The sequence below is a fragment of the Alphaproteobacteria bacterium LSUCC0396 genome, assembly GCA_041228345.1.
Classification (GTDB): Bacteria; Pseudomonadota; Alphaproteobacteria; order Puniceispirillales; family Puniceispirillaceae; genus UBA3439.
In genome coordinates this window covers 882,797-896,886 of record CP166131.1, presented here as the reverse complement: position 1 = coordinate 896,886, position 14,090 = coordinate 882,797, and the positions used below count along the sequence as shown (strand labels likewise).

At 46.8% G+C, this 14,090-nt stretch carries 11 protein-coding genes and 1 tRNA gene; 8 read left to right on the top strand and 4 right to left on the bottom strand.

Annotated elements, in window-relative coordinates; translation table 11 throughout:
- Positions 1–88 precede the first annotated feature (88 nt).
- The 4 genes from AB8881_04485 (at position 89) to AB8881_04470 (ending at position 3,713) form a co-directional block, all read left to right on the top strand.
- Entirely contained in the window at positions 89–1,045 is a 957-nt protein-coding gene (locus tag AB8881_04485; GenBank protein XDZ64145.1) for an arginase family protein, read from the top strand.
- A 483-nt stretch (positions 1,046–1,528) separates the two neighbouring features.
- On the top strand, positions 1,529–2,335 hold the full coding sequence (locus AB8881_04480; protein ID XDZ64144.1) for a phosphosulfolactate synthase: 807 nt from the start codon (positions 1,529–1,531) through the stop codon (positions 2,333–2,335).
- Positions 2,336–2,483: 148 nt separating this feature from the next.
- On the top strand, positions 2,484–3,284 hold the full coding sequence (locus AB8881_04475) for an SDR family NAD(P)-dependent oxidoreductase (protein XDZ64143.1): 801 nt from the start codon (positions 2,484–2,486) through the stop codon (positions 3,282–3,284).
- A gap of 24 nt (positions 3,285–3,308) precedes the next feature.
- A complete protein-coding gene (locus AB8881_04470; GenBank protein XDZ64142.1) occupies positions 3,309–3,713 on the top strand; it encodes a GFA family protein in 405 nt (134 codons plus the stop codon).
- Positions 3,714–4,004: 291 nt separating this feature from the next.
- Here AB8881_04470 and AB8881_04465 read toward each other — a convergent pair whose 3' ends face one another.
- Positions 4,005–5,195 carry an aminotransferase class V-fold PLP-dependent enzyme gene (locus AB8881_04465; protein XDZ64141.1) on the bottom strand — a complete coding sequence of 397 codons (1,191 nt, stop codon included), beginning with the start codon at positions 5,193–5,195 and terminating at the stop codon, positions 4,005–4,007.
- Positions 5,196–5,335: 140 nt separating this feature from the next.
- Here AB8881_04465 and AB8881_04460 point away from each other — a divergent pair, with 140 nt between their 5' ends.
- Positions 5,336–6,742, top strand: a complete 1,407-nt coding sequence (locus AB8881_04460) for a short-chain fatty acyl-CoA regulator family protein (GenBank protein XDZ64140.1) — start codon at positions 5,336–5,338, stop codon at positions 6,740–6,742.
- A 328-nt stretch (positions 6,743–7,070) separates the two neighbouring features.
- Entirely contained in the window at positions 7,071–9,056 is a 1,986-nt protein-coding gene (locus AB8881_04455; GenBank protein ID XDZ64139.1) for a GNAT family N-acetyltransferase, read from the top strand.
- A gap of 315 nt (positions 9,057–9,371) precedes the next feature.
- Here the strand turns inward: AB8881_04455 and AB8881_04450 are convergent, their stop codons facing one another.
- Positions 9,372–11,468 carry a tetratricopeptide repeat protein gene (locus tag AB8881_04450; protein XDZ64138.1) on the bottom strand — a complete coding sequence of 699 codons (2,097 nt, stop codon included), beginning with the start codon at positions 11,466–11,468 and terminating at the stop codon, positions 9,372–9,374.
- A gap of 238 nt (positions 11,469–11,706) precedes the next feature.
- Here AB8881_04450 and AB8881_04445 point away from each other — a divergent pair, with 238 nt between their 5' ends.
- Both AB8881_04445 and AB8881_04440 read left to right on the top strand, forming a co-directional pair.
- Positions 11,707–12,120 carry an adenylyl-sulfate kinase gene (locus tag AB8881_04445; GenBank protein ID XDZ64137.1) on the top strand — a complete coding sequence of 138 codons (414 nt, stop codon included), beginning with the start codon at positions 11,707–11,709 and terminating at the stop codon, positions 12,118–12,120.
- A gap of 2 nt (positions 12,121–12,122) precedes the next feature.
- The gene (locus tag AB8881_04440) at positions 12,123–12,512 is read left to right on the top strand and encodes a cytidyltransferase (protein XDZ64136.1); all 390 of its coding nucleotides are present in this window, start codon (positions 12,123–12,125) and stop codon (positions 12,510–12,512) included.
- A gap of 79 nt (positions 12,513–12,591) precedes the next feature.
- Here the strand turns inward: AB8881_04440 and AB8881_04435 are convergent.
- Positions 12,592–12,668: transfer RNA gene (locus AB8881_04435), tRNA-Arg, on the bottom strand.
- Between the two features lie 196 nt (positions 12,669–12,864).
- The gene (locus AB8881_04430; GenBank protein ID XDZ64135.1) at positions 12,865–13,854 is read right to left on the bottom strand and encodes an ABC transporter ATP-binding protein; all 990 of its coding nucleotides are present in this window, start codon (positions 13,852–13,854) and stop codon (positions 12,865–12,867) included.
- Positions 13,855–14,090: the final 236 nt, after the last annotated feature.

Below are 14,090 nucleotides of genomic sequence, written 5' to 3'. Positions count from 1 at the left end.
CTAAAATACTAATGCGTTGGCCGGTGGTCATTGCAGCTTATGCCTGGCCATTACCAAGCCGCTCTCTAGGAGAAAGCATAGTAGCATCATGACGATCACCATTCCCAAAACCAATCCGCCCACCGACACCAGCTTCGTTAATCTTCCGGTCATTAGCGACTGGCAAGATCTGCACGCCGAGGCGGTTATTTTTGGTGTGCCTTATGGCAAGCCCTATCTTAAGCATTTGTTTCCTAATAACCAATCGACTGCCCCGGTTGCGTTGCGTGCAGCAAGCCCGCGGATTCTAATTGATGGTCAAGCGCTAGATGCTGATTTCCAGCACGCTATCTGTTTGGATGATTTTGCAATCGTCGATGGCGGCGATATTCCTTTTGACGGGGGCGATATTCAGCAGCATTACGCCGCTGCAGAAAATGCCGTTCGCTTTGCCGTTCAGCGCGGTATTATGCCAATTAGCATTGGCGGCGATGATGGCGTGACCAACCCGGTGATAAGGGGGCTTGATGCCCTATCAGATATCACCTTAATTCAGATTGACGCGCATTTGGATTGGCGTGATGAACGCTATGGCATTTATGACGGCTATTCCAGCCCCATGCGCCGCGCCGCCGAGCAGGACCATATTACTGCCATTCACCAGATCGGCATCCGTTCGTTTGGGAGTGCGCAAAAGTCGGAAATAGACATTGCGCGCAAATGGGGCGCACAGATTCATCCGGCAAAGGATATTCACCGACACGGTATCGCGCCGGTGATTGCTGCGCTACCATCATCGGGCAAGTTTTTTGTCACCTTGGATGTTGATGGGCTTGATCCTTCGGTGATGCCGGGAACAATTGCGCTCGCGCCGGGTGGGCTGATGTGGTGGCATATTATCGAGCTGTTTGAGGCACTAGCGGCAAAGGGACAGATTGTGGGGTTGAACCTTGTTGAGTTGGCGCCAAAAAATGATCTGAATCAGCTTTCGATGATTGGTGCTGGCCGATTGATACTCAAGCTGATCATGCTGCAGTTAATGAAATCAAAAGACCGGGCGGGGTAGGGCGGCTTTGAGGCGGCTGCATGCGGCCTTGGACAACCAGCCGCGCCATGTGCGACCGTTTAGATTGAAATGATTTATGCACAGTGACGGAAGGAAAAATGGCGCATTCGAGATAAGCTCTTGCCACCGCGTTGGCCTGAAGCCTCAATGATGCTGTCACCTGCTGACTGACGCGGCAAGTCGGAATTCTTACGACTGTAACGCCTGATCTGCCGGTGTCCCCATTGAAAGGATGGGCGGCGGCAGTTTGCGTGATGCGCGGTTCCTTCATCGCCGGCAAACGGCGCAATATAACAAGGGCCCTCCAAAGACATTTATGCTAAAGACATAACACTCATTATCAGATTGGTTGGCTTAGAATAGGTCGACGCCAGCGAGTGCGTAATTGCCGTTTTAGAAACGGGGTATCGCTCAGATTTGTGATGTCAAAAGGCAGCTTGCTGTATAAGCTATGACCTCAAACAATTAATGAAAGATTTTCAGATGCCGTTTACGACAGCTTTCGAATTTGTTTCTATTGATAAGCGTAGAACCGTCTCAAAGCCCCGCAAATCTGGTATCACAATGGTGTCCGACTATCAATTGGGGTTGGCGTCTTTGTCTGACCTTATTGACGTTGCTGGTCATTATATTGATTTGTTCAAAATTGCTACTGGCACATCCCGGCTTTTTGAGAAGACGCATTTGCAGGCAAAAATTGAGATGCTGCGCGCAAACGATATTAGGCCGTTTCTTGGAGGCCAATTTCAAGAATATGTTCTTCACACAATGGGCGTTGATGCCATGCCGCGACATTTGAGTGAAGCGCAGGCTCTTGGCTTCGATATTATAGAAATTTCTGACAATATGGTTCAACTTGGCCAAGGTTTGAGGCAACAGCTCTTTGATATGGTTCGCGATCAGGGCATGAACCCTGTTGGCGAGATCGGCGATAAAAGGCAAAGCTCTTCGATAATGTCAATCATTGACGACGTGAATGAGGTTTTGGAAATGGGCGCAGAGTTTGCCCTAATCGAGGCAGCTGAGTTGATGCATGGAGGCGTGCCAAACGAGGCGTTGATTTTGGCTCTTCGGCAAAATGTTGATATTACCCGATGTATCTTTGAACTCGCAACGCCGCGCGTTGGGAGTACCACGGTTCAAATTTATGCCGGAAAAAAATTCCTTGTGAAAACGTTTGGCCCAGATGTGAATTTGGGCAACGTGACACCCGATGTGGTGATAGAGACTGAAACAACTCGTCTTGGATTGGGATCTGCCGGGCCTCTCGATTTTCTCGAAAAAAGCTAATATTTAGCGCTTATAAGAATTTTCTTTGTGCTTTGATCTCAATGCTTTGCGTCATCAAAACACCGCTAGTAACATGCCCTACAAGCGCTTGTGCAGGGCGCAGAAGATTAGGTAATCTTTGCCTTAGGAAAAATTTTAAAGGAACCCATTGATGGGACGTCTAGATAACAAGATTGCAATTGTAACCGGTGCTGGTTGTGTTGGTGCTGGTTGGGGAAACGGCCGCGCGATTGCCACAAGGTTTATCGAAGAAGGTGCGCGCGTGCTGGCGGTTGACTTGTCATTGGATCAACTAGAGGACACGATGAAACATAATGCGGCGCACAAGGACCGCATCATTCCGCATCAATGCGATGTTACCAATTCGGATCAGGTCCGGGCTATGGTTGAAGACTGTATCAAAAGGTTTGGTCGGCTTGATATTTTGGTGAATAATGTTGGCGGGTCAAAAAAAGGTGGGCCAGTTGAATTATCAGAACAAGACTGGCAGGCCCAGATTGACTATAATCTGACGAGTGTTTTTAACGCCTGTAAATTCGCACTGCCACATATGGCCGCAAAGAAATCTGGATCGATTGTCAATATTGCCTCCACGTCTGGGCTCCGCTGGACTGGCTCGGCTCAGGTAGCATATGCCGCGTCTAAAGCTGGGGTTGTCCAACTCTCTAAGGTAGTGGCTGTCGAATATGCGCCAAAGGGTATTAGAGTAAACACTGTGGTTCCGGGGCAATTGCATACGCCAATGGTGGAGGCGCGGCTTGCTGGTCAGCGCGCCGGGGGCAATGTTGATGCTTTATTGAAACAAAGGCTTGCCCGTATTCCGCTTGGCTTTATGGGAAATGGAATTGATACTGCAAATGCTGTTCTCTTTTTGGCCTCGGATGAAGCGCGCTTTATCACCGGCACTGAGATTATTGTCGATGGCGGCATGTCGGCGCGGTGTGATTAAAAAATTATGCAAGGGGAAAAGCGGATGGATAAAGATAGATTTTATGGCAATTGTCACTGTGGAACAGTTAAGTTTTCAATCCCGCGCAATATTGATATGAGTGCTGTCCGGCGCTGTGATTGCAGCCTCTGCAAGCGTCGCGGTGCGGTTATGCTATCATGCCCAAGTGACGATGTTAAAATTGAAAGCGGCGCCGAATATCTGATCCATTACAAATGGAATACAAAAATTGCCACCCATCATTTTTGTTCAAAATGTGGGATCATGACTCACCACCAAAGGCGAACCACACCTAATATTTGTGGAATCAACTTAGGCTGTATCGACGAGCTTGACTATCGTAGTTTCCAAGATGTGACCATGAATAATGGGGTGGATCTAACGCTAGTCGAAAACGAGTTGACTGCGCGGTTGGCTGGCCAAGAATAGGTCGATAGCGTGGGATGTTTCGGACAGCACCAAAAGTCACCCTTAACAAAAGGCTGTTCGGATGACCCGCAGCTTCCTTGCAGCCATTTCCCGACCCTGTTCAGTCATGACGGCCTAGGCATGGCCTAGGCATGGCCTAAGCATGGCAGAGCCAAGGCAGGGTCTAAACATGGCAGGGCCAAGGCAGGGCAGAGAAGAACAGGGTTAATCGGGCGACATTTTCTAGCCTCCAATTAACCCCAAGATTATCAGGAATGGCGAGCGGCCATACTTCCTTTACGGGCAAAGCCACTATTCAGCAGCTAAGCTAAGAGGCTGGCGCGTGTCAGTGTATAGTTCAACTGCAGCACCAACGCCACTACCGGCTTGAAACTGGATGCCGACGTCCCGCATGGCCATTTCAACCCCACCAAGGGCGCGGAGAACCATTGTTTCGTTCAGCCAGCCCAAATGACCAATACGAAAGACCTTACCAGCGACTTTTCCAAGTCCGCCACCAAGTGAAACGCCATAATTATGATAAGCCGCATTGATGACATCATTGGCATCATGTTTTTCAGGAACAACGATCGCCGTTACCGTATCCGAGTACCACTTCGGTTCAGCAGCGCAATTCTTAAGCCCCCAAGCATCAACTGCAGCCCGAACGCCAGCGGCGAGGCGATTGTGGCGTGCTGCAACATTGTCCAATCCCTCAACGTGAAGAAGATCGATTGATGCCCGCAGACCTCGCAAAAGTGTGGCCGCAGGGGTGTATGGGAAATAGCCCTGCTCATTCATTTTCATCATTTCCTGAAAGCTGAAATACCCGCGGGGGAATTTCGACGTTGAACATGCTTCCAAGGCCTTTTTGCTAACACCAACAATGCAAAGCCCTGTCGGCATCATAAAACCTTTTTGTGAACCCGATACAGCGACATCAATACCCCATTCTTCCATTCGAAATTCAAGGCTTCCAACCGAGCTAACCCCATCAACAAAAAGCAGTGCTGGATGGTTGAGGTCATCCAGTATCTGACGGACAGCCTTCACATCACTTGTAACGCCCGTTGCTGTTTCATTGTGACAGACAAGCACTGCTTTGATGGAATGGCTCTTATCAGCCGAGAGGGCTGAATAATAATCATCGAGCGGCACGCCTTCGCCCCAAGTAACGTCGATATTCTGCACATTTAGGCCAAAGTCTTGGCACATTTTGACCCAGAGTGAGGAGAACTGGCCATAGGTTGACGTCAGAACGTTATCGCCGGCAGACAAAAGATTGCTAATGGCCGCCTCCCATCCACCCGTTCCTGAACCGGGGAACACAAACACACGGCCGGTTTCAGTCCGAAATATCGTTTTAAGATCGGCGAATAGCGGCAGCGTGAAATTTGGAAAGTCAGGAGCGCGGTGATCTTCCAATGGAACTTCCATTGCGCGCTGCACTTCATAGGGCATGTTCGTCGGGCCGGGTACAGCCAAAGTTTTATAACCAATCATAACGTCCTCCATTGCGTGGGAGGAAAGGTTTAAACAAAAATAGTCAAATATCACCAAAAATAGTGTTATTGTGTATAGTGTTTATATAACAATTCTAGATTTTGTTAATTTGTTAATATGCCGAAGAGAGCCATTGGAATATGCAAAAAACATTTATCGGAACGCAATTGCGCCAGCTCCGCCGCGAAAAAGGCCAGACACAGGCTGAAATGGGGGGAATCCTCGGAGTTAGCGCCGCCTATATTAATCTTCTTGAAAAAAATCAAAGAAGCTTATCAGTCCCGATATTGATGGCTTTGGCAGATAATTACAACGTCGATTGGCGAGATGTTGTGATGGACAAAAGCACGAATCTGCTGGCAGATCTGCGCAATGCGATCCAAGACCCGCTATTTGCAACGACCCAGCCTGATTTGCAGGAGCTTCGTGCGGCAATAGACCATGCCCCATCTCTGGTTCAAAACTTTCTAAAACTTCATCAAAGTCATCGTATCGCAATCGACAATATAATGAAGTTTGGCAATGAACGTATGCCGACAGAGTTGCTTACAGCCTCGCCTGACGCGATCATTCATGACTTTTTCCGTGACAATTTCAATTATTTTGATGAGTTGGAGCAGGCGGCTGAGACACTTAGATTAGAAGAGCCAAGTCAGCCATATGAAATGCTATACATGCTCAAACAGCGTCTTCTAAAAAAGCACGGCATAACCGTTGAGACAAAACCGGTTGAAAAAATGAATGATTCTTTGCGTATTTACGATACTGATACGCGCGTGATCCAGCTCTCTGAAGCCTTGGATTATCAGAACCGCACATTCCAACTGGCACATATACTATGTTTTGTTGAATTAGCGGACGTCATGGATGGCATTACATCAAATATCAGGAGTGGTTCATCGCATGCCGTTGCGCGCTGTCATGTTGAGCTGGCAAACTACTTTGCGGCTGCTGTTTTGATGCCATATGACGATTTTCATGAAATGGCAGAAAAGAGCAAATATGACATCGACAGGATGGCATCTGCCTTTGCTGTTTCATTCGAACAGGCCTGCCAGCGATTGACCACGATGCAAAGAGAGACCAAACGCGGCGTTCCATTTTTCTTTCTTCGCGTTGACAAGGCCGGAAATGTAACAAAACGGTTTAACGCTACGAGCTTTAACATCGCCGAGCACGGGGGATCATGCCCTGTATGGAACTTGCATACAGCCTTTCGGACACCCGGCGTTATTTTACCTCAATATGTCGAATTACCCGATGGAGAGAAATTTTTTACCTTAGCAAGAACAACTGAACGCCCAGTTTATTCAATGCAAACTCAAGATCGACGGTTAGCGATATCACTTGGTTGCAGCATCAAACATTCAAGCAAATTGATCTACACATCAGCTTTTCCGCCGCCAGATAAAGACACTTTTAGCAAGATAGGCATAAACTGTCATCTTTGCCTCAGGCATAACTGCTCACAACGGGCGCATGAACCGTTATTGACGGAACTTAACACCGACCCAACAAAGCGGGGTGAAACGCGGTATGAGAGCTGACTAAAAAAGGGAGCAATTCAGTATAACCCTGACTCAATCGCACGATATGCGCGAGGCACATGTGCGGCCGGCGGGTGCCCGGGGCTATCCTGAAGAGGGCGCTATCCACAGTTTCTGGCAGATTATAGGCTTCTGTATCAAGACAAGGCTTCCTAGCCGCCCTTATCTCTTAGTTTCTTCAAACCATATTATCGCTGATAACGAAAAAGCCTTTGTCTTGGATCTGTTGTCAGTCACAGTGCCGCGCTCCAATAATTCAATTGACAAAACACTGGCAAAAGCGGAAGTAAATTTTTCAGTCAACATGCAGTGATGTCGTCCTGATTTTATGAACATAATCATCAATGATGCTGAGACCAGAGATATTGAGGCTCTCGTCGCGATCGAGAATAGTTGTTTCCCGACGGACAGGCTTTCACGCCGGTCCTTTTCCCGAAGTCTCAAAAATCCAGTTCAGGTCATGAAAGTGGCACGGGTTGGCAACACAGCGGTTGGATATGCGCTGATCCATTGGCGACGAAACGGAAAGAGTGCCCGTCTTTATTCACTGGCAGTATTAGAGCGCTGGCGCCAAAACGGCATCGGCGAAATGCTGGTGAATGCAATGCGAAACAGTGCCGCGCACGAAGGCAAACGTCTTTTGTCGCTTGAGGTTAGGGCCAATAAACCCAACCTGATAGGCTTTTATCAAGGGCTTGGCTTTGCTGTTCAGAGGCGGTTGCCTGCCTATTATGAAGATGGTGCAGATGCGCTGAAGATGGTTGCCGTGCTTGGTGATACCACAACGCTAATCCAGCCGGATCAACTGCCGGCGAGACGCCAGCGCACTCTAATCGTCGTGTCACGCGCGCAAGATGCACGCCATTTAAACCTGCATCTGACAGGAAACTCAAAACTGGAAGTCATTGTTGCGCGACAATTTCTAATCGCGACTGACCGTCAAGGGGCACAGAATCATATCATCAATCTTTGCCCGAGTGATGAATATCTGGGCTCAGGATATTATGTTTCCTTAATTGCCGAGGCGCGCGGCAATCGAACATTGCCAAGTGTCGATACGCTATCCAGTCTGGTGCGTCGGCGGCTTTATAAGAAACATCTTGGCGTGCTAAGTTCGCTGTTACCACAGGATTATCTGGCACAAAACGAACATGCGCATGATAAAATATCGCTTGAATTTTATTTTGGTCAAACCGACGCTGACTGGGCACGCCGCCTTTGTCGGCAATGTTACCGGTTATTTCCATCACCTGTACTTGAGGTGCTATTACAGCGCAGCAGCAATGGGTGGGACGTGCGTTACGTCTGGCCACTATCATTTACTGCGGTGGATGAAAAGGATCGGCCACGCTTTTCTGAAGCGCTTAAAGCGGCAGTGTCCTCGCCGATTCCAAACCCGGCCTTCATACGTCATTCAGCCTTTGATCTTGCCATCCTAATTGACAGGCGTGAGCTACTTCCACCATCAAATAGCCGCGCCATAAACGCCTTCATTCGCGCCGGTAAAAAGATCGATATCGCCTGCAGCGTGATTGAAAAGACAGATATAAAACGGCTGGCCTCTTTCGATGGGCTGTTTATCAGAACAACAACGCAACTTAACAATTATTCATATGAATTCGCACTTGCAGCAGACCGACTTGGCATGCCAGTGATCGATGATCCCCAATCCATTCTCCGCTGTTCGAACAAAGTTTTTTTGAAGGAAGTTCTCGAGCGCGCCCATTTGAACATGCCAAAAAGCTGGCTTGTCACATCGGGGAATCTCAACGAAATGGCGACCAGTCTCGCATTTCCACTCGTGCTAAAAATTCCAGACGGGTCATTTTCACGCGGTGTATTCAAAATTGAAACTACTGATGCCTTTCTCTCCAAAGCAAATCTACTTTTAGAGAAAAGCTATGTTTTGGTCGCTCAGGAGTTCATGCCAACCCTCTATGACTGGCGCATCGGGGTTCTCGACGGCCAACCGCTCTTCGCGTGCAAATATTTTATGTCGCGGGGGCATTGGCAAATATATAATCACAAATCGAACAACAAAGTGGACTCGGGTGATTTTGAGACTGTCCCGGTGACAGAGGTGCCGACCCATGTTCTCGATGCGGCCATTCGGGCTAGCCTTAGCGTTGGCAACGGTCTCTATGGCGTCGATATAAAAGAAATAGACGGCCGCGCCTTTATCATTGAGGTAAATGATAATCCAAATATTGACGCCGGAATTGAGGACAAGATTATTGGGGCTGACCTTTACAATCAGCTGATGACATCATTTCATCAGCGCATTCTTCTAGCAAGAGCCAGAACCCAAATTTAACAGCATCAGGCCAATCTTCATTTACCATATACATGTCTCTTTTCTCTTTTGGCGATGCGCGTTCAAGAGCGTGTAAAACGTTCAGATAGCTGTCCTCCGTGGAGCATCATTGGAGCAATGAGCTTTTGAAGGACTGCACAAATGCAGCTAAAGCCTTGGAGAAATTGGCGCACTCGACAGGATTCGAACCTGTGACCTCTGCCTTCGGAGGGCACAGGTTGTATGTTAAAATATAATAAAATCAGTCCGTAAGTTGATCGTAGTATAGCAAATGTTCAATTGTAGTATAGTTATTTCAGCGGTGTCAGTGTTATATCAACTAGAAAATTGGTCAAACACACCATTTAAAAATGGTTTATATTTTTTCCATTGCTCTGAACTACCTTTGTAAACTTTTTGCCTAACTTGAAGGTTAGACGCTGTTCCTACGCTTCTCGTATTGTTTTGAGGTGATAGGCAGTTTTCATCCCAGTCTAAGCCTAGATATTCAATTAGCTGCCGAGTCTCACTTTCCTGATTAATTGTTAATAGTTCGTAATCAAGGTTATATATTCTTTTACTGAGCTTGCTTATCCAAAAATCCATAAGGTTTTCGTATAGTTTATAATAACTAACTACGTCATCAATCGCGTAACAGTAGCCAATATTCTTTGATTCAAAATACTGCTTGTAATTTGCCCAACATACTGCGGCAGGGTTTCTTTTAACGTGTACTATTTTAGCTTCAGGAAAAGCAGAAGCAAGTAATCCCAGGTAATGAAAGTTTTGTGGCATCTTGTCTGTAATAATCAAATTGCCATTCGAGAAACTCTCAAGTTTTTTTAAATATTTAGTTCGGAAGTTCAGTAAGGACTCGTCGGTTGCTTCAGAAAAACCATGAGCAATAGCAGCGCCAAATTGTGCTGCAAAAGGTAACTCTCCTGCTGCAGTAACTTGCGAATGAGAAGAAACTATTTGTTCAACTAAAGTTGTTCCAGAGCGTGGCATCCCAACAATAAAAATCGGCATTAAATTCTTTGATAATTTGTCAGGTTCTAATGAATTTTTTTCTATTTTTAGATAACTGCATTTGAGACGTGTGAAGAGCTCTACATCTCGATCGATATTATAATTCAAAAGTTTTTTACGCAGCGCATTACCCTCTGTATAATGCAGAAACGCTTGCTCAAAGTCTTCTAAATCTTCACAAGCTTTGGCTAACCCAAAGTTAATTTGGCAGCGGCACTCATCCGAAATATTTTCATCAGAATATTGTTCCAGCATTTTAAAGTATTGCGAATCCTGCGCATTAAATTTTTTCATTGATGTAAGAGCCAAGTGGGCTTTAGCGTAGTCATCTTTTAACACGATCGCTTGCCTGTAGCTTGCTTCAGCTTGTTCTAATCTTCCTAGCTCTTTAAGGATGGTGCCTAGGTTGTAGTGGGACTCGGCAAAGTCAGGATTAAGAGCTATCGCTTGTTTCTCGCTGTTTAGAGCTTCGTCCAATCTGCCTAATTTTTGCAGCACGACACCCAAGTTGCTATGGGCTTCAGTAAAGTCAGGTTTCAACGCTATCGCTTGCCTGTAGCTTGCTTCAGCTTGGTCTAATCTTCCGAGCTCTTGAAGAGTGTTACCCAAGTTGTTGTGGGCTTCGGCAAAGTCAGGCTTCAAAGTTATGGCTAGGTTGTAGCTAGCTTCCGCTTCATCCAATCTGCCTAATTCTTGCAGCACGACACCTAAGTTGCTATGGGCTTCAAAAAAGTTAGGTTTTAACGCCGTCGCTTGCCTGTAGCTTGCTTCAGCTTCGTCTAACCTTCTTAGTTCTCTGAGAGTGGTGCCTAAGTTGCTATGAGCGTCGGCATCATGCGGTGATAATATCACTGCCTTTTGGTTAGCGTTCACCGCTTCAGAATGTCTCCCCGATTGCCAATATATTGCTCCAAGTACCCCCCATCCAAATTGGTGCTTTGGGAATTCTTGAGTGATGGAAATTGCTAGCTTTTCAGCATCACCGTATCGCCCGTTCTGATAGTATTCTAAAAGACGACGAATGTTTTCATGAGATGGCAATTTTGCGCCAACTGTTCTTTCTGACTGACAAATTAATGCTTGCAGTTTCTTGGCATTAAATCCTCTCTTTTTAGCTTTTTTGATAGCCTGTTTAGCTTCCTTTAGATTTTTGACTTTTACGAGTGCATCAATACAACTTACCCAAAATTGTTCTATATTCGGATTTATATCCAACGCAGTTTTGAATAATGGCAATGCCATATCAGGTTTATTAGCGGATACTAATATTACCCCAAGGTTGTGATTGGCATCTGGATGGAGAGGCTGAGATTGCAAAATAGCTCGATACACGCGTTCCGCATCTTGAACCCTGCCCGCTTGATGGGCTGTAATCGCCTGCTTGAGCGCTTGGTTGATTGTCAAGTTCACTTGTTGCTTAAAGTCCTGAGTTGACCAATAACTGCCGAATGCTCATTAGCGTGAATATTCAGTAAATATAAGTTATCACTTGACTTATTACAAAGCCAAATTTTTTTAAAAAATTAAATTGTAAAGTGCAACGCATGTCGTTAACACCTTTCAGCTGTGATGGCGTGAAGTATTTCACTAATGGGTTTCAGATTCTTGAAAATACAACCAATTAGTAATTATGAGGTTTCTCATGAAAATTTTAATAATGGGGTTACCAGGCAGTGGTAAAACGTATCTGACTGAAAGGTTGGTTCCATTAATTGGTTCTGCTTGGTTCAATGCAGACAAAATTCGAGAAATGGCAAACGATTGGGACTTCTCTGAAGACGGAAGAATAAGGCAATCTAATAGGATGAAAACCTTCGCAGATTTTGAGAAAAGCCATGGGAGGTTTGTAGTGTGTGATTTTGTTTGCCCCACCATGAAAACCAGACAAATGTTCGATGCAGATTTTACTGTCTGGATGGACACAATAAACGTGGGGCGATACGAGGATACGAATAAGTTATTTGAACGTCCTGTTAATGTTGAAATGCGTATAACAGAATGGAATGACAATAATCATCATGATGTTGCTCGAGAAGTCTTACGGGTTAAGGGGTAAATATGTTTGATTGGAAAAAACCAACAGTGCAGATGTTGGGCAGATGGCAGCCGTGGCATGATGGTCACCAAGCTCTTTTTAAAAGGTGCGTCGTAAAGACAGGACAGGTGATAATTCAAGTCAGAGATGTTCAAGGTGCATCTGGTGGTGATGGACAAGATGATAATCCATTTAGCTGGGATATAGTCTGTTCAAATATTGAAGAAAGTTTACTTCAAGATAGTTTTAAAAGAGGAGTTGAATATGAAATTATGTTGGTTCCCAATATTGTGAATATCACCTATGGAAGAGGTGTGGGGTATTCTTTTGAAGAAGAAACTTTTGACAAATCTGTTACTGAAATAAGTGCGACCAAGATAAGGCAAGCACTAAGAAAAAAAGGGATTTTATGATTTTTTTGATCGCAACAGCCAAATTTTTTACCCAGGCCGAAAAAAATGGCGCAGTAATATATTGAAAAATATACGAAAATGGCGCACTCGAGAGGATTCGAACCTCTGACCTCTGCCTTCGGAGGGCAGCGCTCTATCCAGCTGAGCTACGAGTGCGTCCTTATTGCTGCTGGCGTTATTACCAAGGGGTAAAACGCGCCGAGCCTAACAACAATAATTCGCCAGCGCGAGCTGGCCGGAACAACTTGGCTGGCGTAAACCAGCCAACGTCTGGATAGCTATCTTCTATACTGACTTTGTGCCGCTGCCAAGGGGGTAATGCCGTTTGACATGATCCGCCCCGCAGCTTGGCTTAATTCGTCAGGCTGAGGAACACATCTTCAAGGTCGGGCTCGGCGGTGCTGATATCGCTGATATCGCAGCCGGCTGCCTGTACCGCTTGCAAAATATCAATTGCATTACTGGTCGCCGGATCAAAAATAATCGATAAGCGGGCTTCGCGCTCTTTATGCTGAAAATGCCAGTGCGCACCAAGCGCGATTAGCGCCGCTGGCAGCGGTTGTGGCGGCGGTGCTTTCAGGCTTAGATGCAGTGTTTTTTGCCCGGCTGACGCCAAAAGCTCGTCCTTTGTCTTTGCCGCGATAATTTCGCCCTTGTTAATAATGGCGATACGGTCGCACAGCGCCTCTGCCTCTTCTAGATAATGCGTCGTCAGCACCACCGTAACACCGGCCCGGTTCAGCATTTTGATGCTATCCCACAGCCGTTGCCGAAGTGCGACATCAACGCCGGCGGTAGGCTCGTCCAGAACCAAAATTGGGGGGCGATGCACCATCGCCTTGCCAACTAGTAGCCGCCTGCGCATGCCGCCAGACAGACGACGCGAATAGAAATTTGCCTGTTCGGTCAGGCCGACCATTTCCAGAATTTCATCGGTGTGACGTTCGGATTTCGGCACGCCAAACAGGCCTGCCATCATATCCAGCGTTTCGCGTGGCGTGAAAAAAGCGTCGATGTTCAATTCCTGCGGTACGATGCCGATGTTGGCCCGCGACTGGCGCGGATTATCGTCAATATCCGTTCCCCAAATTGAAATGCTGCCGCTGGTTTTCAGCACAGTTCCGGCCATAATGTTGATAAAGGTCGATTTGCCAGCGCCATTCGGCCCTAATAGCCCGAAAACACAGCCAACCGGCACCTCGATATCAACCGATTTAAGCGCGTGATGCGCGCGCCCGGCGGCATCATATATTTTATTCACCCCGCGCGCCTCGATCGCCAGCCCGGATTTGGGGCTATGGGTAAAGGCGGTATGATGAATGCCAGCATTTTGTACGGTCATGATGGCGCCCCCCTTGTGGATGAAAATTCGTGGATGAAAATTCGGCTTTGCTCACCTGCCAAGATATAGGCCGATGTGTGTGGGGCGGCAAGGGGCGATATCCGCAACAGCCGGGGCCGCGAGCCGCTTTGCCAAGTGCCCGCCTGAAATCTTTTGGGCCTATCGAAAGATTCTTCCGCCGCCTGCGCCGGTTACAATTGCATCAATTGGCAAGCCGCTATAGGTTAAAGGCGGGC

Excerpts from the sequence above, each read along its gene's own strand:
- AB8881_04485 (XDZ64145.1), top strand. The coding sequence starts at position 89 with ATGACGATCACCATTCCCAAAACCAATCCGCCCACCGACACCAGCTTC.
- AB8881_04480 (XDZ64144.1), top strand. The coding sequence starts at position 1,529 with ATGCCGTTTACGACAGCTTTCGAATTTGTTTCTATTGATAAGCGTAGA.
- AB8881_04470 (XDZ64142.1), top strand. The coding sequence starts at position 3,309 with ATGGATAAAGATAGATTTTATGGCAATTGTCACTGTGGAACAGTTAAG.
- AB8881_04465 (XDZ64141.1), bottom strand. The coding sequence starts at position 5,195 with ATGATTGGTTATAAAACTTTGGCTGTACCCGGCCCGACGAACATGCCC.
- AB8881_04460 (XDZ64140.1), top strand. The coding sequence starts at position 5,336 with ATGCAAAAAACATTTATCGGAACGCAATTGCGCCAGCTCCGCCGCGAA.
- AB8881_04455 (XDZ64139.1), top strand. The coding sequence starts at position 7,071 with ATGAACATAATCATCAATGATGCTGAGACCAGAGATATTGAGGCTCTC.
- AB8881_04445 (XDZ64137.1), top strand. The coding sequence starts at position 11,707 with ATGAAAATTTTAATAATGGGGTTACCAGGCAGTGGTAAAACGTATCTG.
- AB8881_04440 (XDZ64136.1), top strand. The coding sequence starts at position 12,123 with ATGTTTGATTGGAAAAAACCAACAGTGCAGATGTTGGGCAGATGGCAG.
- AB8881_04430 (XDZ64135.1), bottom strand. The coding sequence starts at position 13,854 with ATGACCGTACAAAATGCTGGCATTCATCATACCGCCTTTACCCATAGC.